We start from the raw sequence: 23,239 nt of genomic DNA, 5'->3' as shown, positions 1-23,239 counted from the left end.
ACAGCCTTTCCTAGCTGGAATGCGACGGAATTCGCGCGTACCTTCGGGATGTTCACAGGGAGGGAACCGGGGCGAGTGCCCCGGTCGGAGGGAGCACCGCCACCATGTCGACGGCCGTCGAGACCGAAGAGAAGCCCGCGCCGTACCACGTCGCGCACCACACGCACCGGGACGTCAGCGGTGGCTGGCTGCGGCCCGCGGTGTTCGGGGCGATGGACGGGCTGGTCTCGAACCTCGCGCTGATGACCGGTGTGGCCGGCGGCGACGTCACCACGAAGGTGATAGTGGTCACCGGACTCGCGGGGCTGGCGGCCGGCGCGTTCTCGATGGCGGCGGGGGAGTACACCTCGGTGGCCTCGCAGCGCGAGCTGGTCGAGGCGGAGCTGGACATCGAACGGCTGGAACTGAGCCGGCACCCCAAGGACGAGCTGCGGGAACTGGCCGCGCTCTACGTCTCGCGCGGGGTGGAGCCTGAGCTGGCGATGGAGGTCGCCCGTCAGCTGTCGGCCGACCCCGAGCAGGCGCTGGAGATACACGCCCGCGAGGAACTGGGCATCGACCCGGCCGACCTGCCGTCCCCGCTGGTGGCGGCCGGCTCGTCGTTCGTCTCCTTCGCGCTCGGTGCGCTGCTGCCGGTCCTGCCGTACCTGCTCGGTGCGACGGCACTGTGGCCCGCGCTGGTGCTGGCGCTGACCGGGCTGTTCGGCTGCGGCGCCGCGGTGGCGCGGGTCACGGCCCGCTCGTGGTGGTTCAGCGGAATCCGGCAGCTCCTGTTGGGCGGAACGGCTGCCGGGGTTACCTTCGTATTGGGCTCATTCATCGGTACCGCCGTCGGCTGAGCCGGGTGATCGAGGCCACAAGCCTTCTGTTGTTTCTCCCTCGTTTCAGGGGCCGCGCCAACGGGCATCAGACCGTGGCGCCGGGCGGGATCCGCCCCGGGCAGCTCTGTAACGACATGGTCCGTAGGTGCTGCGTACTGCCTGCGTACACCGCACCTTGTCCACATGATGGAACTGAGTATCCGCTTCTCGAACACTCGGTCATCATGTAACCTGCACGAAATCGCAGAGGGCCAACGTCGTCCCTATTGCGCATGCCTATGACAGGCACTGCATATATGCCAATAATGACGACGACGGGAGAGCCGATGCGTTCCGCGTTCATGGACGGGCGACCCGCCCCGCAGGGACTGTACGACCCCCGCAACGAGCACGACGCCTGCGGCGTCGGCTTCGTGGCCACCCTGACGGGCGAGGCCAGCCACGCGCTGGTCGAGCAGGCACTGACCGTTCTGCGCAACCTGGAGCACCGCGGTGCCACCGGTTCCGAACCCGACTCGGGTGACGGCGCGGGCATCCTCCTCCAGGTCCCGGACGCGTTCCTGCGCGAAGCCGCCGGGTTCGCTCTCCCCGAGGCCGGCCATTACGCCGTAGGCATCGGTTTCCTGCCCGTCGACACCGAGGACCGCACCAAGGCCGTCGACGCGATCGAGCGGATCGCCGCCGAAGAGGGCCTCACCGTCCTCGGCTGGCGCGAGGTCCCCGTCGCGCCGCAGCTGCTGGGCGCCACGGCCCGCTCGACGATGCCGCACTTCGCCCAGCTCTTCGTCGCCGACAGCACCGGCACCCGCGCCGGCCTGGCACTGGACCGGCCCGCCTTCGTGCTGCGCAAGCGCGCCGAGCGCGAGGCCGACGTCTACTTCCCGTCGCTGTCCGCGCGCACCATCATCTACAAGGGCATGCTCACCACCGGGCAGCTGGAGCCGTTCTTCCCGGACCTGTCGGACCGGCGCACCGCCACCGCCATCGCCCTGGTGCACTCCCGCTTCTCCACCAACACCTTCCCGAGCTGGCCGCTGGCCCACCCGTACCGTTTCGTGGCGCACAACGGTGAGATCAACACCGTCAAGGGCAACCGCAACTGGATGCGGGCCCGCGAGTCCCAGCTCGACAGCGAGCTGTTCGGCGGCAGCCTGGAGCGGGTCTTCCCCGTCTGCACCCCCGGCGCCTCGGACACCGCGTCCTTCGACGAGGTGCTGGAGCTGCTCCACCTCGGCGGCCGGTCGCTGCCGCACAGCGTGCTGATGATGATCCCCGAGGCGTGGGAGAACCACCCCTCGATGGAGCCGGCCCGCCGCGCCTTCTACCAGTACCACTCCACGATCATGGAGCCCTGGGACGGCCCGGCCTGCGTCACCTTCACCGACGGCACCCAGGTCGGCGCGGTCCTGGACCGCAACGGTCTGCGCCCCGGCCGCTACTGGGTGACCGACGACGGCCTCGTCGTGCTCGCCTCGGAGTCCGGCGTCCTGGACATCGAGCCCGGCAGGATCGTCCGCAAGGGACGGCTGCAGCCCGGCAAGATGTTCCTCGTCGACACCGCCGAGCACCGCATCATCGAGGACGACGAGATCAAGACGGCACTGGCCGCCGAGCACCCGTACGCGGAGTGGCTCGACGCCGGGCTGATCGCCCTGGAGGACCTGCCCGAGCGTGAGCACATCGTGCACACCCACGCCTCGGTCACCCGCCGCCAGCAGACCTTCGGCTACACCGAGGAAGAGCTGCGCGTCATCCTTGCCCCGATGGCCAAGACCGGCGGCGAGCCGCTCGGCTCCATGGGCACCGACTCGCCGATCGCGGCGCTGTCCGAGCGCCCCCGGCTGCTCTTCGACTACTTCACCCAGCTCTTCGCGCAGGTCACGAACCCGCCGCTGGACGCCATCCGCGAGGAGCTCGTCACCTCGCTGATCTCCACGGTCGGCCCCGGCGGCAACCTGCTGGAGCCGTCACCGGCCTCCTGTCGCAACGTCGTGCTGCCCTTCCCGGTGATAGACAACGACGAGCTGGCCAAGCTCATCCACATCAACGCCGACGGCGACCTGCCCGGCCTCGGCGCCGCGACCCTGTCCGGCCTGTACCGGGTCGCGGGCGGCGGTGACGCCCTCGCCGCGCGCCTCAGCGCGATCTGCGCCGAGGTCGACACCGCGATGGAGGACGGCGCACGCCTCATCGTGCTGTCCGACCGGCACTCCGACGCCGAGCACGCGCCGATCCCGTCGCTGCTGCTCACCTCGGCCGTCCACCACCACCTGATCCGCACCAAGCAGCGCACCCAGGTCGGCCTGATCGTCGAGGCCGGCGATGTGCGCGAGGTGCACCACGTCGCGCTGCTCATCGGCTACGGTGCCGCGGCCGTCAACCCGTACCTGGCCATGGAGTCCGTCGAGGACCTGGCCCGCGCGGACACCTTCCTGCAGGGCATCGAGGCCGAGGACGCGATCCGCAACCTCATCAAGGCGCTCGGCAAGGGCGTTCTGAAGGTCATGTCCAAGATGGGCATCTCCACCGTCGCCTCCTACCGCGGCGCGCAGGTCTTCGAGGCCATCGGCCTCGACAAGGAGTTCGTGGACACCTACTTCCACGGCACCGACACCAAGCTCGGCGGCTCCGGCCTCGACGTCGTCGCCAAGGAGGTCGCCGCCCGGCACGCCAAGGCCTACCCGGCCTCCGGCATCGCCGCCGCGCACCGCCGCCTGGACATCGGCGGCGAGTACCAGTGGCGCCGCGAGGGCGAGCCGCACCTGTTCGACCCGGACACGGTCTTCCGGCTGCAGCACTCCACGCGCACCCGCCGCTACGACATCTTCAAGCAGTACACCAGCCGCGTCGACGAGCAGTCGGAGCGCCTGATGACACTGCGCGGGCTGTTCGCGTTCAAGGGCGCCGAGGAGACGGCCCGCACCCCGATCTCCATCGACGAGGTGGAGCCGGTCTCCGCGATCGTCAAGCGCTTCTCCACCGGCGCCATGTCGTACGGCTCCATCTCCATGGAGGCGCACGAGACCCTTGCCATCGCCATGAACCAGCTGGGCGGCAAGTCCAACACCGGTGAGGGCGGCGAGGACGCCGAGCGGCTCTACGACCCGGCCCGGCGCAGCGCCATCAAGCAGGTCGCCTCCGGCCGCTTCGGTGTGACCAGCGAATACCTGGTCAACTCCGACGACATCCAGATCAAGATGGCGCAGGGCGCCAAGCCCGGCGAGGGCGGCCAGCTGCCCGGCCACAAGGTCTACCCCTGGGTCGCCAAGACCCGGCACTCGACGCCCGGCGTCGGCCTGATCTCGCCGCCGCCGCACCACGACATCTACTCGATCGAGGACCTCGCCCAGCTCATCCACGACCTGAAGAACGCCAACCCCAAGGCGCGCATTCACGTCAAGCTGGTCTCCGAGGTCGGCGTCGGCACCGTCGCCGCCGGTGTCTCCAAGGCCCACGCGGACGTCGTCCTGATCTCCGGCCACGACGGCGGAACGGGCGCCTCGCCGCTCACCTCGCTCAAGCACGCGGGCGGCCCCTGGGAGCTCGGCCTGGCCGAAACCCAGCAGACGCTGCTGCTCAACGGCTTGCGCGACCGTATCGTCGTGCAGACCGACGGCCAGCTCAAGACCGGCCGCGACGTCGTCATCGCCGCCCTGCTGGGCGCCGAGGAGTTCGGCTTCGCGACCGCCCCGCTGGTCGTGTCGGGCTGCATCATGATGCGCGTCTGCCACCTGGACACCTGCCCGGTCGGCGTCGCCACCCAGAACCCGGTGCTGCGCGAGCGGTTCAGCGGCAAGGCCGAGTACATCGTCAACTTCTTCGAGTTCATCGCCGAAGAGGTCCGCGAGATCCTCGCGGAGCTGGGCTTCCGCTCCATCGAGGAGGCCGTCGGCCGCGCCGAGCTCATCGACGCCGGCCGCGCCGTCGACCACTGGAAGGCGCAGGGCCTGGACCTGGCCCCGCTGCTGTACGTCCCGGAGATGCCCGAGGGCGCGGTCCGCCACCAGACCACGGTGCAGGACCACGCGCTGGAGAAGGCGCTCGACAACACGCTGATCCAGCTCGCCGCGGAGGCACTGGCCACCGGCGCCCCCGTCCGCGTGCAGCTCCCGATCCGCAACGTCAACCGCACGGTCGGCACCATGCTCGGCCACGAGGTGACGAAGAAGTACGGCGGCGCGGGCCTGCCCGAGGACACCATCGACATCACCCTGACCGGCTCCGCCGGCCAGTCGTTCGGCGCCTTCCTGCCCCGGGGCATCACGCTCCGCCTGGAGGGCGACGCCAACGACTACGTCGGCAAGGGCCTGTCCGGCGGACGCGTCATCGTCCGCCCGGACCGCGGCGCCGACCACCTCGCCGAGTTCTCCACCATCGCGGGCAACACCATCGCGTACGGTGCGACCGGCGGCGAGCTGTTCCTGCGCGGCCGGACCGGCGAACGGTTCTGCGTCCGCAACTCCGGCGCCACCGTCGTCTCGGAGGGCGTGGGCGACCACGGCTGCGAGTACATGACCGGCGGCCGGGCCGTCGTCCTGGGCGAGACGGGCCGCAACTTCGCGGCCGGCATGTCCGGCGGCATCGCGTACGTCCTGGACCTCGACCCGGACAACGTCAACACCGGCATGGTCAACGTCGAGCCGCTCGACGCCGAGGACATCACGTGGCTGCACGACGTCGTGCGCCGCCACCAGGAGGAGACCGGTTCCACCGTCGCCGAGAAGCTGCTCGGCGACTGGGGAACCACCCTCACCCGCTTCGGCAAGGTCATGCCGAGGGACTACAAGGCAGTGCTCGCCGCCAAGAACGCCGCCGAGCAGGCCGGACTCTCCGAGTCCGAGACCACCGCGAAGATGATGGAGGCGGCTAATGGCTGACCCCAAGGGCTTCCTCACCACGCCCCGCCAGCTGTGCGACCGGCGTCCCGTCGAGGAGCGCAAGCAGGACTGGAACGAGGTCTACGTTCCCGGCGGGCTGCTGCCGATCATCAGCAAGCAGGCCGGCCGCTGCATGGACTGCGGCATCCCGTTCTGCCACAACGGCTGTCCGCTCGGAAACCTCATCCCCGAGTGGAACGACTACGCCTACCGCGAGGACTGGACCGCGGCCAGCGAGCGGCTGCACGCGACCAACAACTTCCCGGAGTTCACCGGCCGGCTGTGCCCCGCGCCCTGCGAGTCCGCCTGCGTGCTGGGCATCAACCAGGACGCCGTCACCATCAAGAACGTCGAAGTCACCATCATCGACAAGGCGTGGGACAGCGGCGACGTGACCCCGCAGCCGCCCGAGCGGCTGTCCGGCAAGACCGTCGCCGTCATCGGCTCGGGCCCGGCGGGACTCGCCGCCGCCCAGCAGCTGACCCGCGCCGGCCACACGGTCGCGGTGTACGAGCGCGCCGACCGCATCGGCGGCCTGCTGCGCTACGGCATCCCCGAGTTCAAGATGGAAAAGCGGCACATCAACCGCCGTATCGAGCAGATGCGCGCCGAGGGCACCAAGTTCCGCACCGGTGTCCAGATCGGCACCGACCTGCCCGGCGACAAGCTCAAGAAGCGCTACGACGCGGTCGTCATCGCCGCCGGCGCCACCCAGGCCCGTGACCTGCCGGTGCCCGGCCGCGAGCTGGGCGGCATCCACCAGGCGATGGAGTACCTGCCGCTCGCGAACAAGGTGCAGGAGGGCGACTTCGTCGCCCCTCCGATCACCGCCGCGGGCAAGCACGTGGTCGTCATCGGCGGCGGCGACACCGGGGCCGACTGCGTCGGCACCGCCCACCGCCAGGGCGCGGCCTCGGTCACCCAGCTGGAGATCATGCCGCGGCCGACCGAGGACCGCCCGGACAACCAGCCCTGGCCGACGATGCCGATGACGTACAAGGTCACCTCGGCGCACGAGGAGGGCGGCGAGCGGGTCTACGCCGTCAACACCGTGAAGTTCGAGGGCGACGAGGACGGCAACGTCCAGTCGCTGCACCTGGTCGAGGTGGCGTTCCAGGACGGGAAGTTCGTGCCGCAGCCGGGCACCGAGCGCACCATCCCGGCCCAGCTCGTCACGCTGGCCATGGGCTTCACCGGCACCGACCAGAAGAACGGCCTGATCGACCAGCTCGGCCTGGCCCTGGACGCGCGCGGCAACATCGCCCGCGACCAGCAGTACGCGACCAACGTCGGCGGCGTGTTCGTCGCCGGAGACGCGGGCCGCGGCCAGTCGCTCATCGTGTGGGCCATCGCCGAGGGCCGTTCGGCCGCCAGCGCGGTGGACCGCTTCCTGACCGGCCACAGCACCCTGCACGCCCCGGTCCGGCCGACGGACCGCCCGGTCGCCGTCTGATCCGCACCACCCCAGCTGTCCCGCACAACGAAGTGCGGAACAAGACGCGGCGCCTGCCCACCCCGACCACGGGGGCAGGTGCCGCGTCGCCTTTTCCGCGTGCCCCGGCCGGGACGAAGGTCAGGTGTCGCACTCCAGATGCGTCCGGCACAGCGTGCAGCGGACGGTGACACGGCCGCGCACCGGGACCCGGATGCGCTGATGGCAGGTGGGGCACGGGAACGAGACCTGGCGCGGGGCGGCCGTCTCGAACGCGTAGCCGGCCTCGGGGGAGGCGGTGCCCGCCCGCCGGTCCCTGGCGTAGCGGCGCCGGGCCGCCCAGCCCGCCGCGAGCAGCGGCGGCTGCCGCCGCTCCTGCTCGGCGAGGACCAGCCCCGCCCGGTAGGCGTCGCGGGCCAGCGGGCTGCTGAACCACGGCTCGATGTCGTCACCGAAGACCAGCGCCCGTTTCGCGAGCACATAGCCATACTCCTCCGGCGTCAGATACCCCAGCTTGTACGCCGACATCATCAGCCGGTCGTCCCGGATCGCCGGCTCCTCCCGGTACGAGTCCAGCAGCAGCCACCCCGCCCCCAGGAACGCGGTCGCGGTGTCGGTGAGGATCTCGTTGTCCCGGATGCCGGGCAGCTCCAGGCCCAGCCGGTGCAGGTAGACGTGCATGACCTCGTGCGCCAGCGCCGCGCCCACGTCACGCCGGTCGGTCTTGAAGCGTGCGTGCAGCTCCACGAAGTACTCGGGGCCCGCCGTCAGTTCGACACTCCCCGCGTGCACCATGTCGCGGAACCCCACCACCATGCGGGCGTCCGGCAGCCGGAAGTGCTGCAGCATGACGCGCGCCACGCGCTGCGCCCCCAGGTACGGGTCCTCGTCCGGCGGGAACTCCACCGACTCCGGGCGCACGCTCGCCGCGTACTGCTCGACCGTGTCCGCCGACAGCCGCCGGTACAGCGCGGTCAGCGAACTCCGGACCGTGGCGAGGTGCGGGAACCCGTGCTCGATCGCGGTCACAACCACCTCCCCCCGCCAGCCACCGTGCGGACCCGTGGCCTTTCGAGATTACGCGTCCGTACCGGAGGAGACGCGAAAACCACTGGTGGTGCCTCCGTAGGGGGACACGGGGATCGCGGACCGCACCCGCGGCCGCCGCGGATCCGGCGCCCGCAGCAGGAGTCCAACACCGGCGCGCCTTTGTCCATGGGCGCGCCGGGCCCCGGCAGCGCAAGGTGAAGGCCGATCGGCCGTGCAGCGGCCGCCCGGCACCGGCAGTCGCCGGCCGTGCGGTCCACGGCCACCGGCAGCGCGTCCCGCGGCACCGCCATGCCGTGGTGACGCCCTAGTGAGGAGTGCGATGTCCACCCCCGACACCAGCAGGGAATCCGGCCCCAGCCGCCGCGCGGTGGTGCTCTCCACCGCCGCCACCGGCCTGGCCGCGGCGCTCGTCCCCGGACACGCCACCGCCGCCACGGCCGCCGCGGGTCAGGCAGTGATCCGCTCGGCCCACCTGGACGTCCGCGTCCACACCGCCTTCCCCGGCGTCGCGTCCTACACCGACCGCGGCACCGGCGCCGTCCTCCACGGCGCGCCCGCCCCGGCGAGCACCCTCCTCATCGACGGGACCGCCCGCACCCCGCACGTCACCAGCACCGTCCGCGCCGACCGGATCACCTACACCCTCGCCTTCGACGGCGGGACCCGCATCGAGGCGCAGATCACCGTCGACGGCTGGATCACCGAGTTCCGCGTCACCGCCGTCGCCGACACCGACAGCCTGCGCGTGGGCACCCTGCAGATCCCCGGACTGCGGCTGCTGAGCGTGCGCGGCGACCAGCCGGGAGCCGCCCTCCTCGCCGCGAAGGTGCAACTCGACAAGGCCACCAGCGGCGACACCCTCATCCGCGTCGGCGCCACCACACCCGTCGAGGCGGCGGCCACCGGCTGCGCCTACGCGGTCGTCGCCACCGACGCGCTCGCCGCCGCGATCGAGAGCAACACCGTCTACGACAAGCCGGCCGGCGCCCAGGGCACCACGTGGGAGAACGGCCGCTTCTGGCGCCAGACCCTGGCCGGCGACGGCTGGGTCGAAGCCGGCCTGGCACCCGGCCAGTGGACGCACCGGGCCGCCGGCGCCGCCACCAACGACACCGAGCCGCTGCCGTACGCCAAGGTCATCGTCACCCGGGACCGCAACGGCGACGGGAAGACCGACTGGCAGGACGCGGCGATCGCACTGCGGGACATCGCCGTCACCCCGCTCGGCGCCGACACCCAGCACCTGCGGGTCGTCCCGCACATCCCGTTCAACTTCGCCAGCCAGGCCACCAACCCGTTCCTGGCCACCCTCGACAACGTCAAGCGGATCTCCCTGGCCACCGACGGGCTGCGGCAGTTCACCCTCCTCAAGGGGTACCAGTCCGAGGGCCACGACTCCGCGCACCCCGACTACGGCGGCAACTACAACCAGCGCGCCGGCGGCCTCGCCGACCTCAACACCCTCGTCGCCCGCGGCGCCCGCTGGAACAGCGACTTCGCCGTCCACGTCAACGCCACCGAGTCCTACCCGGTCGCCAACGCCTTCTCCGAGAAGCTCGTCGACAAGACGAACAAGCAGTGGGACTGGCTCGACCAGTCCTACCGCATCGACGCACGCCGCGACCTGATCAGCGGCGACATCGCCGCCCGCTTCCAGCAACTGCGCGACGAGACCCACCCGGCCCTGAACACCATCTACCTCGACGTGTTCCGCGAGTCGGGCTGGACATCCGACCGGCTCCAGCGCCACCTGCGCGCCCAGGGGTGGACCGTCACCAGCGAGTGGGGCCACGGCCTGGAACGCTCCTCCCTGTGGTCGCACTGGGCGAACGAGACCGACTACGGCGGCGACACCTCGCGCGGCATCAACTCCCAGCTCATCCGCATGGTGCGGCACCACCAGAAGGACGTCTTCGCCGACAAGTGGCCGCTGCTGGGCACCGCGAAACTCGGCACCTTCGAGGGCTGGGTCGGCAAGACCGACTGGAACGCCTTCCACCGCACCATCTGGACGGAGAACCTGCCGGCCAAGTACCTCCAGGCGTACCCGATCCGCACCTGGACCGACCACGAGATCACCTTCATGGGACCCACCGCGACCACCGTCACCGACGCCGACGGCACGAAGACCATCTCCACCGACGGCCGCACCGTCTACCGCGGCGGCACCTACCTGCTGCCCTGGGAGCCGCGGCAGGCCAAGAACCCGCCGAAGCTCTACCACTACAACCCCGCGGGCGGCACCTCCACGTGGCGGCTGCCCGCGGGCTGGGCGAAGGCCCGCACCGTCAGCCTCTACCGCCTCACCGACCAGGGCCGCCGCTTCGAAGGGGACCTGCCCGTCAGGGACGGCTCGGTCACCGTGACCGCCGCCGCCGGACAGCCCTACGCCGTCCACCGCGACCGGGCACCCCGCCAGGCCGCCCCCGGCTGGGGCGAGGGCACCGCGATCCACGACCCCGGCTTCCACTCCGGGCGGCTCGACGACTGGCACGTCAACGGGCCGGCGAGCGTCGTCCGCAACCCGCTCGGCGACTACGAACTCGTCATCGGCGCCGGCACCGCCGCCGCCGTCGGCCAGCGCCTGTCGCGGCTGCGGCCCGGCAGCTACGCGGCCTCCGTCCAGGTCGAGGTCGGCGCCACCGCGGGGGAGCGGCGCCGGGCCGCCCTGGAGATCCGCACCGCCGACGGCGTCACCGCCGCCAACTGGACCGACACGTCCACCGCGGGCAACTACGTCGCCGCCGACCGCAAGCACGGCTCCCGCATGCAGCGCATGTTCACCTGGTTCACCGTCCCCGAAGGCGGCGGGCCCGTCACCCTCATCCTGCGCGCCGACGCCGGAACGGCCCGCGTCACCTTCGACAACCTCCGCGTCGTCGCCACCACCCCCACCCGCGCCCCCGGCGCCCTCGTCCACGAGGACTTCGAGAACGTCCCCCAGGGCTGGGGCGCCTTCGTCAAGGGCGACGCGGGCGACGTCACCGACCCCCGCACCCACATCGCGCAGCGGCACTTCCCGTTCACTCAGGCAGGCTGGAACGGCAAGGCGATCGACGACGTCATCGACGGCACCCAGTCCCTCAAATCCCGCGGCGAGAACGACGGGCTGATCTACCGGACCGTCCCGCACACCGCCCGCTTCACCCCCGGCCACCGCTACCGCGTCACGTTCCGCTACGAGAACGAGGAAGCCGGCCAGTACACCTGGATCACCGCCACCGACCGCCCGGAGACCACCGAACTGTCCCGGACGGACCTGCCCGCCGCCCGGGTGCCCACCACCCACAGCTACGAGTTCACCGCCCCCACCGGCGGGGACGCCTGGGTGGGGCTGCGCAAGACCGGCGACAGCGGCACCGCCGAGTTCTCCCTCGACACCTTCGCCGTCACGGACCTCGGCCCCGCATAGCACCCCGAACCGCCACACTCCATGAGCGAAGATCAGTCCTCGATGTTCCATACATGGATGCGCTACTTCACCCCGAACCCGGTCCACCACCGACTCGGCCTGGTATGCCTCGGCGTCGGCATGCAGCACGGCGCGCTGCCCACCGTCGGGCCACGCACCATCGACCACCACGTCGCCGTCGTCATCAGCGCCGGCACCGGCTGGTTCCGGCACCGCGGCGGCGACGCCGTGGAGATCACCGCGCCCACCCTGCTCTGGCTCACCCCCGACGCCGAGCACCACTACGCGCCACACCCCGGCAGCGGCTGGGACGAGAGCTTCGTCGACTTCACCGGACCGGCCGCCGCCACCTACACCGAACTCGGCTACATCGAGCCCGACCGACCCATCGTCCCGCTCAGCGACACCACCGGGCCGCGCGCCGTCATCGCCCGCATAGCCCGCGCCGCCCGCCCGGGAAACCCGCTCCTGGAAGTCGAGAGCTCCGCCGCCGTCCATGAACTCCTCGTCGCCCTGCGCCGCGCCCGCGCCGACACCACCGGCGACGGCGACCGGGTGCTCGACGCCCTCGCCCGCGACGCGTTCCTGCCGCTGACCATCGCGGAACACGCCGCCCGGCACGGGATGACCCTGGCCGAACTGCGCGCCGCGGTCCGCCGCAGCGCCGACTGCAGCCCCAAGGACTACCTGCTCGGCATCCGGCTCGGCCGCGCCAAGGAACTCCTCGCCGCCACCGACCTGCCGGTCGCCGCCGTCGCCCGCCGCGTCGGCTACGAGGACCCCGCCTACTTCAGCCGGCTGTTCACCCGCCGCGTCGGCGCCGCCCCCGTACGCTTCCGCGAGCAGCAGTACCGCACCGTCCCCGGCGGCTGGTCCACCGACCAGCTGGACCCCCGCCGGATCGCCCGGCAGACAGCGGACCACCCCGGGACGTGACCCGCGGCCCGGGTGGTGGCGCCGGCACTTTGACGACGCTCCGTCGTACGGCAGCATGTCCGGCATGCCAGCCCTGACTCGCGCCGAGGCCGAGACCCGCGCCCGCCTGATCGACGTCGACCACTACGCGATCCACTTGGACCTCACCCGCGGGGACGCGACGTTCCGCTCCACCTCGGTGATCCGCTTCACCGCCCGCGAAGCCGGCGCCGCGACCTTCATCGACCTCAGGCCCGCAGCCCTGCACCGCGCCGAACTCAACGGCCGCCCGCTCGACCCCGGCACCCTCGACGACGGCCGGCTCCCGCTCACCGGGCTGCGGACCCACAACGAACTGCGGATCGACGCGGACATGCACTACTCCCGCACCGGCGAGGGCATGCACCGCTTCACCGACCCCGCCGACGGCGAGGTCTACACGTACACCCAGCTCGGCCTCGACCACAGCCCGGCGCTCAGCGCCACGTTCGACCAGCCCGACCTCAAGGCCGTCTTCGACGTCACCGTCACCGCCCCACCCGCCTGGACGGTCCACGGCAACGGCGTCTCGCAGCGCACCGGCGAAGGGCACTGGCAGATCGCCGCGACGCCGCCCATCAGCAGCTACCTCCTCGCCGTCGCCGCGGGACCCTGGCACAGCATCCGCACCGAACACGCCGGACTGCCCTTCGGCCTCCACTCCCGCCGGAGCCTGGGAGCGCACCTGGAGAGCAACGCGGCCGAACTCCTCGACACCACCCGCCGCTGCTTCGACCGCTACCACGAGATATTCGACGAGCCCTACCCGTTCGACTCCTACGACCAGGCGTTCGTCCCCGAACTCAACTGGGGCGCCATGGAAAGCCCCGGCCTGGTCACCTTCCGTGACGAATACGTCTACCGCTCCGCCGTCACCCACCCCGAACGCCAGCAACGGGCCGTCGTCATCGCCCACGAGATGGCCCACATGTGGTTCGGCAACCTCGTCACCCTGCGCTGGTGGGACGACATCTGGCTCAACGAGTCCTTCGCCGAGTACCTCGGCTACCAGGTCCTCGCCGAAGCCACCGGCTTCACCACCACCTGGACCGACTTCGCCATCGCCCGCAAGACCTACGGCTACGACGCCGACCAGCGCCCCTCCACCCACCCCGTCGCCCCGGAGGCGGTCCCCGACACCGCCTCCGCGATGCTCAACTTCGACGGCATCTCCTACGCCAAGGGCGCCTCCGCGCTGCGGCAGCTCGTCGCCTGGCTCGGCACCAAGGACTTCCGCGCCGGCGTCAACGCCCACATCGCCCGCCACCGCTTCGGCAACGCCACCCTCGACGACTTCATCGACTCCCTCGGCGGCGCCACCGACCGCGACGTCCGCAAATGGGCCGCGCAATGGCTGCGCACCACCGGCGTCGACACCCTCCAGCCGCACTTCGACACCGCCGCCGCACCCTTCATCGCCCGCACCGGCAGCCGCCCGCACCACATCGACGTCGGCCTGTACGACCGCGCCGTGACCGACCCCTGCCGGCTCGTCCTGCGCGAACGCCTCGCGGCGGACCTCGCCGCCCCCCGCGTCCCCCTGCTGCCCGAAGGCCGGCCCGTCCGCCCCGACCTGGTCCTGCTCAACGACGGCGACCTCAGCTACACCAAGATCCGCTTCGACGACCAGTCGTGGACCACCGTCACGGAATGCCTCAGCGGCCTGCCCCACCCGATCTCCCGCGCCGTCGTCTGGAACGCCGCCCGCGACCTGGTGCGCGACGGCGAACTGCCACCCGGCGACTACCTCGACCTGGTCCTGCGGCACCTCCCCGCCGAAACGGACCCCGCCATCGTCCAGGGCGTCCTCACCTTCACCCGCGGCCAGCTCGTCGACCGCTACCGCGACCCCGCCCGCCGCACAGCCGACCTCACCCTGCTCTCCGGCGTCTGCCGGACCTTCCTGCACGGCGGCTCCCCGGCCCTGCACCTCAGCGCCGCCCGCACCCTCATCGACTGCGCCGTCACCGCAGCCGACACCGCACGGCTGCGCGACTGGCTCACCGCCGGCCGCATCACCGACGGCCCCGCCCTCGACCCCGAACTGCGCTGGCAACTGCTGCTGCGCCTCACCGTCCTCGGCGCCGCCACCCCCGCCGAGATCGCCGCGGAACTCACCCGCGACCCCAGCGCCTCCGGCGAGGAGGGCGCCGCCCGCTGCCGCGCCGCCCTGCCCGACCCGCACGCCAAACACGCCGCCTGGACCCTGATGTTCGGGGACGACTCCCTGTCGGCCTACCTGTTCACCGCCACCGCCCAGGGCTTCTGGCAGCCGGAGCAGCACGAACTGCTGCACGGATACGTGCCCTACTACTTCGCCGCCGCAACCGCCGTCGCCGCCCGCCGCGGCCCCGCACTCGCCACCGCCGCCGGCCGGCACGCCTTCCCCACCCCCGCCACCGACACCTCCACCCTGCGCCTGGGCGGCGAATGCCTGCGCGACGCGAACCCGGTACCCGCGCTGCGCCGCCAACTCGCCGACCAACTCCACGACCTGCAGCGCGCGCTGAAGATCCGGGCGACGTACCCCTGACCCTCCGAGCCGGGGTGCCCGCGACCGTACGGGCACCCCGGCGACACGGGGCTTCAGAATCGACCCCGTACGGCCGAAAACGATCCTCCGTACCGCCCCCGCAATACCCCTGACCGGTGCCTCTCGTTGAACACACCGGGCGGAACCGCCCGCCCGACAGGCAGCGACCGCGAAGGGGCCACCTCATGCCACCCCAGCTCGCCGGAGGGATCACAGGACCCACCCACCTGCGCCCCCTGCTGGACACCGTCCTCGACGCACTCACCACCGGCGCCACCGCCCGCGGCGGACCCCTCCCCGCCGGCGGCCCCGACACCGTCGCCCAACACGTGCGCGACGCGTGCACGCCCGTCATCCCGCACACCGGCACCGGCGCGGAACACGCGCTGCGCACCCTCGTGCACGCCTTCGCCGCCGGAGCCGCCGACCCCGCGCACCCCCGCTGCGTCGCCCACCTGCACTGCCCGCCGCTGGCCCTCGCCGTCGCCGCCGACCTCGCCGCGGGCGCCCTCAACCCGTCCCTCGACTCCTGGGACCAGGCCCCCGCCGCCGCAGTCCTCGAAGCCGAGACCACCGCCGCGCTCGCCGCCCTCGTCTACCCCGGCCACCGCGCCCCCGACGCGCTGATCACCACCGGCGGCACCGAGTCCAACCACCTCGCCCTGCTCCTCGCCCGCGAACGCCACCCCGGCGCCCCCGCACTGCGGGTCGTGTGCGGAGCCAACGCCCACCACAGCATCCAACGCGCCGGCTGGCTCCTCGGCCTGCCACCCGCACTCGTCCTGCCCACCCCCGCCGGCACCCTCGACCCCGCCACCCTCCACACCGCCCTCGGCGACCTCGGCAAACGCGACGAAACCGGCCCCGTACTCGTCGTCGCCACCGCCGGCACCACCGACACCGGCGCCATCGACCCACTCCCCGACATCGCCCACCACACCGCCGCCCACGGCGCCGAACTCCACATCGACGCCGCCTACGGCGGACCCCTGCTCTTCAGCGACCGCGAAGCACACCGCCTCGACGGCCTGCCCTTCGCCGACTCCGTCACCCTGGACCTGCACAAACTCGGCTGGCAACCCATCGCCGCCGGCCTCCTCGCCGTACGCGACACCACCGCACTACGGCCCCTGAACCACCAGGCCGACTACCTCAACGCCGACGACGACACCGACGCCGGCCTGCCCGACCTCCTCGGCCGCTCCCTGCGCACCACCCGCCGGCCCGACGTGTTCAAAATCGCCGTCACCCTCCGCGCACTGGGCCGCGAAGGACTCGGCGCCCTCATCGACACCGTCTGCGACCACGCCCACCACCTCGCCGACCTCATCGACGCCCACCCCGCCCTCACCCTGCGCGGCCGCCCCGAGATCAGCACCGTCCTGTTCCGCCCCACCCACGCCGACGACACCCACGTCGCCGCCCTCCGCCGCCGCCTCCTGCACGACGGCCACGCCGTCCTCGGCCGCGCCCACGCCGACGGACGCCTCTGGCTCAAAGCGACCCTGCTCAACCCCCACACCCGGCCCGCCGACCTCACAGCGCTCCTGCACCTCACCACGGAAGGCACGGCCCGATGACGACCGCACCCCCCACCCCGCCCGCAGGCGAACCCGCTCCCCTCGAAGAACCCCTCGACCTCCTCGGCATCGGCATCGGCCCGTTCAACCTCTCCCTCGCCGCCCTCGCCGACGGCATCCCCGACCTCACCACCGCCTTCTACGACCAACGACCCTCCTTCCAATGGCACCCCGGCCTGCTCATCGACGGCGCCACCCTCCAGGTCCCCTTCCTCGCCGACCTCGTCACCCTCGCCGACCCCACCAGCCGCTGGTCGTTCCTCAACTACCTCAAAACCCGCGAACGGCTCTTCCCCTTCTACTTCGCCGAGCGCTTCCACCTCCACCGCGCCGAATACGACGCCTACTGCCGCTGGGTCGCCGACACCCTCCCCACCACCCACTTCGGCCAGCAGGTCGACACCGTCCGCTGGAACCCCGGCCGCGCCCTGTTCGAAATCGACCACACCCACCTCGACCGCAACGGCGAAGCCGAAGCCCTCGGCCGCACCCACGCCCGCAACCTCGTCATCGGCATCGGCACCAGCCCCTACGTCCCCGAACCCCTCCGCCCCCTCGCCGACGCCCCCACCGTCCCCGTCATCCACTCCAGCGCCTACGTCGAGCAACGCGCCCGACTCCTCGCCGCCGACCACATCACCGTCGTCGGATCAGGACAGTCCGGCGCCGAAGTCTTCCTCGACCTGCTGCGCGCCCGCCCCACCGGCCGCGAACGCCTCACCTGGATCGCCCGCACCCCCGCCTTCGCCCCCATGGAATACAGCAAACTCGGCCTCGAACAGTTCACCCCCGACTACACCCGCTACTTCCACGGCCTCGCCGAACCCGTCCGCGACCAACTCGTCCCCCAGCAGTGGCAACTCCACAAAGGCATCGACCACGACACCATCAACGCCATCCACGACGAGCTCTACCGCCGCACCCTCGACGGCGGCTGGCCTGACGCCACCCTCACCCCCGGCGTCACCGTCCGCACCGCCGGACGCCTCGGCAGCACCGGCATCGAACTCCACCTCGAACACGAGCAGCAAGGCACCCGCAGCCGCCTCCACACCAGCGCCGTCGTCCTCGCCACCGGCTACCGCGAACGCCCCATCGAGCAACTGCTCGCCCCACTCCACCCCTACCTGCGCCGCGACACCGCCGGCCGCCCCCGCATCGACGCCGACCACCGGCTCGCCCTCGACGCCTCCATCAGCGGCGCCGTCCACATCCAGCACGCCAGCCGCCACACCCACGGCGTCGGCGCCCCCGACCTCGGCCTCGTCGCCTGGCGCTCCGCCGTCATCCTCAACGCACTGACCGGCAAGGAGCCCTACCCCCTGCCGGCCAGAACCGCGTTCACCACGTTCGGCCTCGACGGGACGGCCGCCTCCAACGTGCCGACTAGAACAGCGGCACTCCGTCGCGCGTGAGCTTCCAACTGTCAGCACCGAAGGCGGACGGATCGATCGAACCGTTCGCCTTCACCCACGCGACGATCGTGTTCCGGATCTCGTCCGAGTTCGCCCAGACCGACGGCGTCGCCGCCACATGCGGGAAGTTGCCGCCCCCGTTCGCCCGGTAGTTGTTCACCGCCAGCACGAACTTCGCCGCCGGATCCACCGGCGCACCCTGGAACGTCAGGTTCGCGATCCGCGAACCCACCGGCTTCGCGATGTCGATCTCGTACGACACCCCGCCCACCACGTCGTAGTTGTAGTCCGGCGTGCTGCCCGCGTTCGTCAGCTTCGACACGTCCACCACCGCACCCGGCGCCGTCTGCACGAAGTACTTCGCCGAGAACTCCAGATAGTCCTTGATCTGCGCACCCGTGAGCACTCGGGCGTCCAGCGTGTTCTCGAACACGTACAGCCCCGCCACATCCCGCAGCGACACCTGACCCGCCGGAATCGCCGCCGACCGCGAGAAGCACGCCGCCTGCGACAGCACCGGCAGAGCCGCGTACTCCGTCCCCGCCAGCGCCGCCTTCACCGTCTGGATCTGCACCGCGTTGATGAAGTCGATGATCGGCGTGTCCTTGTACGGGGCCTCCGTCGCCGACATGGCCACCGCACACGTGCCCACCACCTGGTTCACGTAGGCCACGACCTTGTCGTGCTCCGCCTTCACCAGTTTCACCACGTGCGGGTCCTCCGCCACCGTGTTCGCGTTGCGGACCTCCGCCACCACCTTCGTCACCGACCAGCGGCCCCGCGAGAACTCCAGCGCGATGTCGAAGACGCTCAGCCGCATCCCCCACATCAGTGGCTCCGACAGCACCACGTCCTTGCCCGACGCGGTGTTGACCACCGTCCGCGACGCGATCTCCTTGTGGGCGTGACCCACCAGAATCGCGTCGATCCCCGGCACCTGCTCCGCCACCAGCGCCGACGCGTTCTCCGGATACGGCAGCGCGTCCCCGTACGACGTAGCGCCGTCGACCCCCGAGTGATCAGAACAGATCACCACGTCACAACCCAGCGCCCGCAGCTTCGGCACGTAGATCTTCGCCTGCTCCACCAGACCCGGGAACGCCAGCTTCCCCTGCACGTTCGCCTTGTCCCAGATCGCGATCCCCGGGTTCGTCAGCCCCAGGATCCCCACCTTGATGTCCGGCCCGCCCTGCACCTTGATCCGCTTGATCGTGTACGGCGGGAACGCCGGCTTCAGCGTCTTCGCGTCCACCGCGTTCGCCGCCAGCAGCGGGAAGTCGCACTGCTCCTCGAACTTCCGCAGCACGGGGATGCCGTAGTTGAACTCGTGGTTGCCCAGCGCCGCCGCGTCGTAGCGCATGTGGTTCATCGCCAGCGCCATCGGGTGCACCGGCGGCTTCCCGCGCTTGCCGGCGGTGCCCGTGATCGGCTCCACCCGCGCGTAGTAGTACGACAGCTGCGTGCCCTGGATGGTGTCGCCCGCGTCGATCAGCAGGGTGCGCTCGCAGCCCTTCTCGGCCCGCGCCTGCTCCACCAGCGTGGAGATCTTCGCCAGGCCCACGTCGTTGTGGGTGCTGTCGTCGTACTCCTTGTCCGTGAAGTAGTCCCAGTTGAAGACATGCCCGTGCAGATCCGTCGTGCCCAGCACCCGCAGCGAGTACGTCTTCGGGCCGTGCCCGTGCGCCTGGGCCGGCGCGGCGCCTGCGACGGTCCCCGCGAGCGCGACTCCCGCGCCCGTGGCGGCGGAACGGTTGAGAAAAGTCCTTCGGTTGAGCGGCATGTCTGCTCCCGGTCGGTCTGGTGATGTAACGCGCGTAGATTCTGGCGCAGGAACCCCACCCCGCAACACCCCCCAGGCATTTCCATCAGATGTCCCGCCGGAGAAATGAGCCGCCTGCGACAGTGGGGCACATGGCCACGGAAACGGACAGGACCCCCCGCCCCCTCGAAGCCCCCCGCGTCGGCGTCCGCGGCGAAGCCACCATCGAATGCGAACCCGAACTCGCCCGCATCAGCGTCACCGTCAGATCCCGCGGCACCGACCGCCGCCACACCCTCGACGACCTCACCCGCCGCAACACCCAGGCCCTCGACCTCATCAAGGGCTACGGCGAAGCCGTCGAGAAACTCGAAACCGGAACCATCGGCCTCACCCCCGAACTCCGCGACAAAGGCCGCGACCGCGGCGAGAAGATCCGCGCCTACCACGGCGTCGTACGCATCGGCGCCACCCTCACCGACTTCACCGCACTCGGCGAACTCGCCACCCGCCTCGCCGACCTCGAACTCACCAGCGTCGACGGCCCCTGGTGGTCCCTGCGCCCCCAGTCACCCGTCTACCGCGAAGCCCGCCAGCAAGCCGTCCGCGACGCCGTCCAACGCGGCCGCGAATACGCCGAAGCCCTCGGCTCCACCCTCACCGCCCTCATCGAACTCGCCGACGACGGCGTCCACCAGGCCGCCCCCTACCAGCAGCAGGCCTTCGCCATGAGCGCCCGAGCCGGCGGCTACTCCGTGGACACGGCCTCTCCGCCCTCCCTCGACCTCGAACCCGAACGTCAGAACGTCCACGCGCAAGTCACCGCCCACTTCACCATGACTCCACCGGTACTCACCTGACCCCGCCAGACTGCTCACATGAGCAATGCCATGCACGTTCGACACTTGTCAACAACCGTTAATCCAGCCGACGTTGGACAGTCGCCTCCGCCCATCTGCCTACCCGTCAGTAAGTCATAGGCTCGAAACATGCGCCGAGCAAAAATTGTCTGCACCCTGGGCCCCGCCACCGACGGCTACGACCAGATCAAAGCACTCGTCGAAGCCGGAATGGACGTCGCCCGCCTCAACCTGAGCCACGGCTCCTACGCCGACCACGAGGACCGCTACCGCCACGTACGCAAAGCCTCGGAGGAGACCGGCCGCAGCATCGGCATCCTCGCCGACCTCCAAGGCCCGAAGATCCGCCTCGGCCGATTCACCGAAGGCCCCGTACTCCTTGAACGCGGCGACGAATTCACCATCACCGTCGAAGACATCGAAGGCGACCGCCAGACCTGCGGCACCACCTACAAAGGACTCGCCGCAGACGTCACCAAAGGCGAACGCATCCTCGTGGACGACGGCCGCGTCACCCTCGAAGTCACCGAAGTCCAGGGTTCCCGCGTCCACACCATCGTCATCGAAGGCGGCATGGTCTCCGACAACAAGGGACTCAACCTCCCCGGCGTCGCGGTCTCCGTCCCCGCCCTCTCCGAAAAAGACATCCAGGACCTCCGCTGGGCCCTGCGCATCGGCGCCGACATCATCGCCCTCTCCTTCGTCCGCAGCGCCCAGGACGTCATCGACGTCCACCGCATCATGAAGGAAGAGGGACGCCGCGTCCCCGTCATCGCCAAGATCGAAAAGCCGCAGGCGGTCGACAACCTCGAAGAGATCGTCGACGCCTTCGACGGCATCATGGTCGCCCGCGGCGACCTCGGCGTCGAAATGCCCCTCGAAGCAGTGCCCATGGTCCAGAAGCGCGCCATCAAGCTCGCCAAGCGCAACGCCAAACCCGTCATCGTCGCGACCCAGATGCTCGACTCCATGATCGACGCATCGCGCCCCACCCGCGCCGAAGCCTCCGACGTCGCCAACGCCATCATGGACGGCACCGACGCCGTCATGCTCTCCGGCGAAACCAGCGTCGGCAAACACCCCATCGAAACCGTCAAGGTCATGGGCCGCATCATCTGCGCCTCCGAAGAGGAGATCCTCTCCTCCGGCCTCCCCCCACTCACCGAACGCAACAAGCCCCGCACCCAGGGCGGCGCCGTCGCCCGGGCCGCCGCCGAAATGGGTGACTTCCTCGGAGCGAAGTATCTCGTGGCGTTCACTCAATCAGGCGACACCGTCCGCCGCCTCAGCCGCTACCGCTCCCCGATCCCCCTCCTCGCCTTCACCCCCGAACCCGCCACCCGCTCCCAGCTCAACCTCACCTGGGGCGTCGAGGCCCTCCTCGGCCCCATGGTGCAGACCACCGACGAAATGGTCGACCAGGTCGACGAACAACTGCTCCGCGTCGGCAAGTGCCAGAAGGGCGACATCGTCGTCATCACGGCCGGCTCCCCGCCGGGCGTCCCGGGCACGACGAACCTGGTGCGCGTGCACCACATCGGCGAGGACGATTCTCCGAAGTAGCCGGAACCACTCCGTGGGGCTCAGTACTTGGGCCCCACATGCAGGTCCATGAGCGCGACGGACGCGCGGCGCGCGACGGAGACGTTGTACGGGTCCTTGCCGCGACGGGTGACTTTCCATTCGACGCCGACCTTGTCGAGGGTGTCGCTGAACAGGGTGCGGATGTCCTCGGACTTGTTGGTGAAGAAGTACCGCGGGTACTCGTAGCGCTTCGGCTCCCCGCCGATGACCTTCTCGGTCCAGTTGGTGATCCGACATCCGTCGGAGTGGATGAGCCCCCGGATGAAGGCCCAGGGGTGGGCGTCGACGATCTCCTGCTGCCAGGGTTCGAGAGCGATGCGCCGCTCGTGCTTCTTGCCCGGGGCGTGCTGCGGGAAGAGACACGGCCAGTGTTTGCTGGTGGACGTCACCATGGTGCAACCCTGTTTGCGCACGCGGCAGACGGCGTTGTCGGGGTGGATCGCGCGGATCGACTCCTCGCAGGATTCGATCAGGCCGGGCCACGCGTCCGCGCAGGCGATGCGGAGGGCATGGACGCCGCGCGGCTGGGCGCTGAGGCAGCCGTCGCCGAGGTAAAGACCCAACAGATAGGCGTACGCGGAAGCTTGCTGTGGAGCGGTCGGCGGTGTCGCGCAGCGCACGCATTCGGCGTTGCGCCGGATCGGTTCGACGCGCATTCGCCAGTCCCGGATCGCCGATCGGGATATGCCCGTCTGCTTGCTGACCGAGTTGAGGCTGTGACCGGCGTCCAGGAGGGCAAGTGTCAGCTTGCGACGTTCAAGACCGTACATACGGCGAGCGTTGCCGCTGTCCGGCGCTCATGGGCCCGATGGCACATACATTCACCATGTGCAGTGATGTTTGTAAAAGTGTCTTTACCCTTGAAAATGAAGGGAAAGTGCCCCGAGTCGGATTCGAACCGACGCTGAATGGGTTTTGAATCCATCGCCTCTGCCGCTGGGCTACCGGGGCTCCTTCGAAAC

Annotated in this window: 13 protein-coding genes and 1 tRNA gene; 10 read left to right on the top strand and 4 right to left on the bottom strand. The window is 70.6% G+C overall.

Annotation, left to right across the window (positions count from 1 at the left end):
* Positions 1 to 104: 104 nt before the first annotated feature.
* From O3X23_RS17870 to O3X23_RS17860, 3 genes are all read left to right on the top strand, one after another.
* A complete protein-coding gene (locus tag O3X23_RS17870) occupies positions 105 to 839 on the top strand; it encodes a VIT1/CCC1 transporter family protein (RefSeq protein WP_269272395.1) in 735 nt (244 codons plus the stop codon).
* A 287-nt stretch (positions 840 to 1,126) separates the two neighbouring features.
* On the top strand, positions 1,127 to 5,698 hold the full coding sequence (gene gltB / locus O3X23_RS17865; RefSeq protein ID WP_443047872.1) for a glutamate synthase large subunit: 4,572 nt from the start codon (positions 1,127 to 1,129) through the stop codon (positions 5,696 to 5,698).
* Positions 5,691 to 7,151 (top strand): glutamate synthase subunit beta, encoded by a 1,461-nt coding sequence (locus O3X23_RS17860; protein ID WP_269272394.1) that lies wholly within the window; start codon positions 5,691 to 5,693, stop codon positions 7,149 to 7,151. Before gltB ends, O3X23_RS17860 begins: the two co-directional genes overlap by 8 nt.
* A 120-nt stretch (positions 7,152 to 7,271) precedes the next feature.
* On the opposite strand, the gene O3X23_RS17855 is transcribed toward O3X23_RS17860, so the two are convergent.
* Positions 7,272 to 8,150 (bottom strand): hypothetical protein, encoded by an 879-nt coding sequence (locus O3X23_RS17855; RefSeq protein WP_269272412.1) that lies wholly within the window; start codon positions 8,148 to 8,150, stop codon positions 7,272 to 7,274.
* Positions 8,151 to 8,499: 349 nt separating this feature from the next.
* Between O3X23_RS17855 and O3X23_RS17850 the strand changes: the two genes are divergently transcribed.
* From O3X23_RS17850 to O3X23_RS17830, 5 genes are all read left to right on the top strand, one after another.
* Positions 8,500 to 11,592 (top strand): endo-alpha-N-acetylgalactosaminidase family protein, encoded by a 3,093-nt coding sequence (locus O3X23_RS17850; RefSeq protein WP_269272393.1) that lies wholly within the window; start codon positions 8,500 to 8,502, stop codon positions 11,590 to 11,592.
* Between the two features lie 42 nt (positions 11,593 to 11,634).
* Positions 11,635 to 12,528: a helix-turn-helix domain-containing protein gene (locus O3X23_RS17845; RefSeq protein WP_269272411.1), complete on the top strand. Its 894-nt coding sequence runs from the start codon at positions 11,635 to 11,637 to the stop codon at positions 12,526 to 12,528.
* A 64-nt stretch (positions 12,529 to 12,592) separates the two neighbouring features.
* Positions 12,593 to 15,079, top strand: coding sequence for an aminopeptidase N (gene pepN, locus O3X23_RS17840; RefSeq protein ID WP_269272392.1), 2,487 nt, complete (start codon positions 12,593 to 12,595; stop codon positions 15,077 to 15,079).
* A gap of 185 nt (positions 15,080 to 15,264) precedes the next feature.
* Complete coding sequence (locus O3X23_RS17835; RefSeq protein ID WP_269272391.1) at positions 15,265 to 16,659, top strand: pyridoxal phosphate-dependent decarboxylase family protein; 1,395 nt, start codon at positions 15,265 to 15,267, stop codon at positions 16,657 to 16,659.
* Entirely contained in the window at positions 16,656 to 18,074 is a 1,419-nt protein-coding gene (locus O3X23_RS17830; protein WP_269272390.1) for a lysine N(6)-hydroxylase/L-ornithine N(5)-oxygenase family protein, read from the top strand. Before O3X23_RS17835 ends, O3X23_RS17830 begins: the two co-directional genes overlap by 4 nt.
* On the opposite strand, the gene O3X23_RS17825 is transcribed toward O3X23_RS17830, so the two are convergent.
* Positions 18,046 to 19,854 carry a bifunctional metallophosphatase/5'-nucleotidase gene (locus O3X23_RS17825; RefSeq protein WP_269272389.1) on the bottom strand — a complete coding sequence of 603 codons (1,809 nt, stop codon included), beginning with the start codon at positions 19,852 to 19,854 and terminating at the stop codon, positions 18,046 to 18,048. The two genes, O3X23_RS17830 and O3X23_RS17825, sit on opposite strands and share 29 nt — an antisense overlap.
* A 131-nt stretch (positions 19,855 to 19,985) precedes the next feature.
* Here O3X23_RS17825 and O3X23_RS17820 point away from each other — a divergent pair, with 131 nt between their 5' ends.
* Complete coding sequence (locus O3X23_RS17820; protein WP_269272388.1) at positions 19,986 to 20,693, top strand: SIMPL domain-containing protein; 708 nt, start codon at positions 19,986 to 19,988, stop codon at positions 20,691 to 20,693.
* 129 nt (positions 20,694 to 20,822) lie between these two features.
* On the top strand, positions 20,823 to 22,256 hold the full coding sequence (gene pyk / locus O3X23_RS17815) for a pyruvate kinase (RefSeq protein ID WP_269272387.1): 1,434 nt from the start codon (positions 20,823 to 20,825) through the stop codon (positions 22,254 to 22,256).
* A 20-nt stretch (positions 22,257 to 22,276) separates the two neighbouring features.
* On the opposite strand, the gene O3X23_RS17810 is transcribed toward pyk, so the two are convergent.
* The gene (locus tag O3X23_RS17810; RefSeq protein WP_269272386.1) at positions 22,277 to 23,047 is read right to left on the bottom strand and encodes a transcriptional regulator; all 771 of its coding nucleotides are present in this window, start codon (positions 23,045 to 23,047) and stop codon (positions 22,277 to 22,279) included.
* Positions 23,048 to 23,155: 108 nt separating this feature from the next.
* Positions 23,156 to 23,228 (bottom strand) — tRNA-Leu (locus tag O3X23_RS17805).
* Between the last annotated feature and the right edge of the window lie 11 nt (positions 23,229 to 23,239).

The organism is Streptomyces sp. H39-S7 (assembly GCF_027158205.1).
In the GTDB taxonomy this organism is placed as follows: Bacteria; Actinomycetota; Actinomycetes; order Streptomycetales; family Streptomycetaceae; genus Actinacidiphila.
This window is presented reverse-complemented; position numbering and strand designations above follow the sequence as displayed.

Excerpts from the sequence above, each read along its gene's own strand:
- O3X23_RS17870 (WP_269272395.1), top strand. The coding sequence starts at position 105 with ATGTCGACGGCCGTCGAGACCGAAGAGAAGCCCGCGCCGTACCACGTC.
- O3X23_RS17825 (WP_269272389.1), bottom strand. The coding sequence starts at position 19,854 with ATGCCGCTCAACCGAAGGACTTTTCTCAACCGTTCCGCCGCCACGGGC.
- O3X23_RS17860 (WP_269272394.1), top strand. The coding sequence starts at position 5,691 with ATGGCTGACCCCAAGGGCTTCCTCACCACGCCCCGCCAGCTGTGCGAC.
- O3X23_RS17835 (WP_269272391.1), top strand. The coding sequence starts at position 15,265 with ATGCCACCCCAGCTCGCCGGAGGGATCACAGGACCCACCCACCTGCGC.
- O3X23_RS17820 (WP_269272388.1), top strand. The coding sequence starts at position 19,986 with ATGGCCACGGAAACGGACAGGACCCCCCGCCCCCTCGAAGCCCCCCGC.
- gltB (WP_443047872.1), top strand. The coding sequence starts at position 1,127 with ATGACGACGACGGGAGAGCCGATGCGTTCCGCGTTCATGGACGGGCGA.
- O3X23_RS17850 (WP_269272393.1), top strand. The coding sequence starts at position 8,500 with ATGTCCACCCCCGACACCAGCAGGGAATCCGGCCCCAGCCGCCGCGCG.
- O3X23_RS17830 (WP_269272390.1), top strand. The coding sequence starts at position 16,656 with ATGACGACCGCACCCCCCACCCCGCCCGCAGGCGAACCCGCTCCCCTC.
- pepN (WP_269272392.1), top strand. The coding sequence starts at position 12,593 with ATGCCAGCCCTGACTCGCGCCGAGGCCGAGACCCGCGCCCGCCTGATC.
- O3X23_RS17810 (WP_269272386.1), bottom strand. The coding sequence starts at position 23,047 with ATGTACGGTCTTGAACGTCGCAAGCTGACACTTGCCCTCCTGGACGCC.
- O3X23_RS17845 (WP_269272411.1), top strand. The coding sequence starts at position 11,635 with ATGTTCCATACATGGATGCGCTACTTCACCCCGAACCCGGTCCACCAC.
- pyk (WP_269272387.1), top strand. The coding sequence starts at position 20,823 with ATGCGCCGAGCAAAAATTGTCTGCACCCTGGGCCCCGCCACCGACGGC.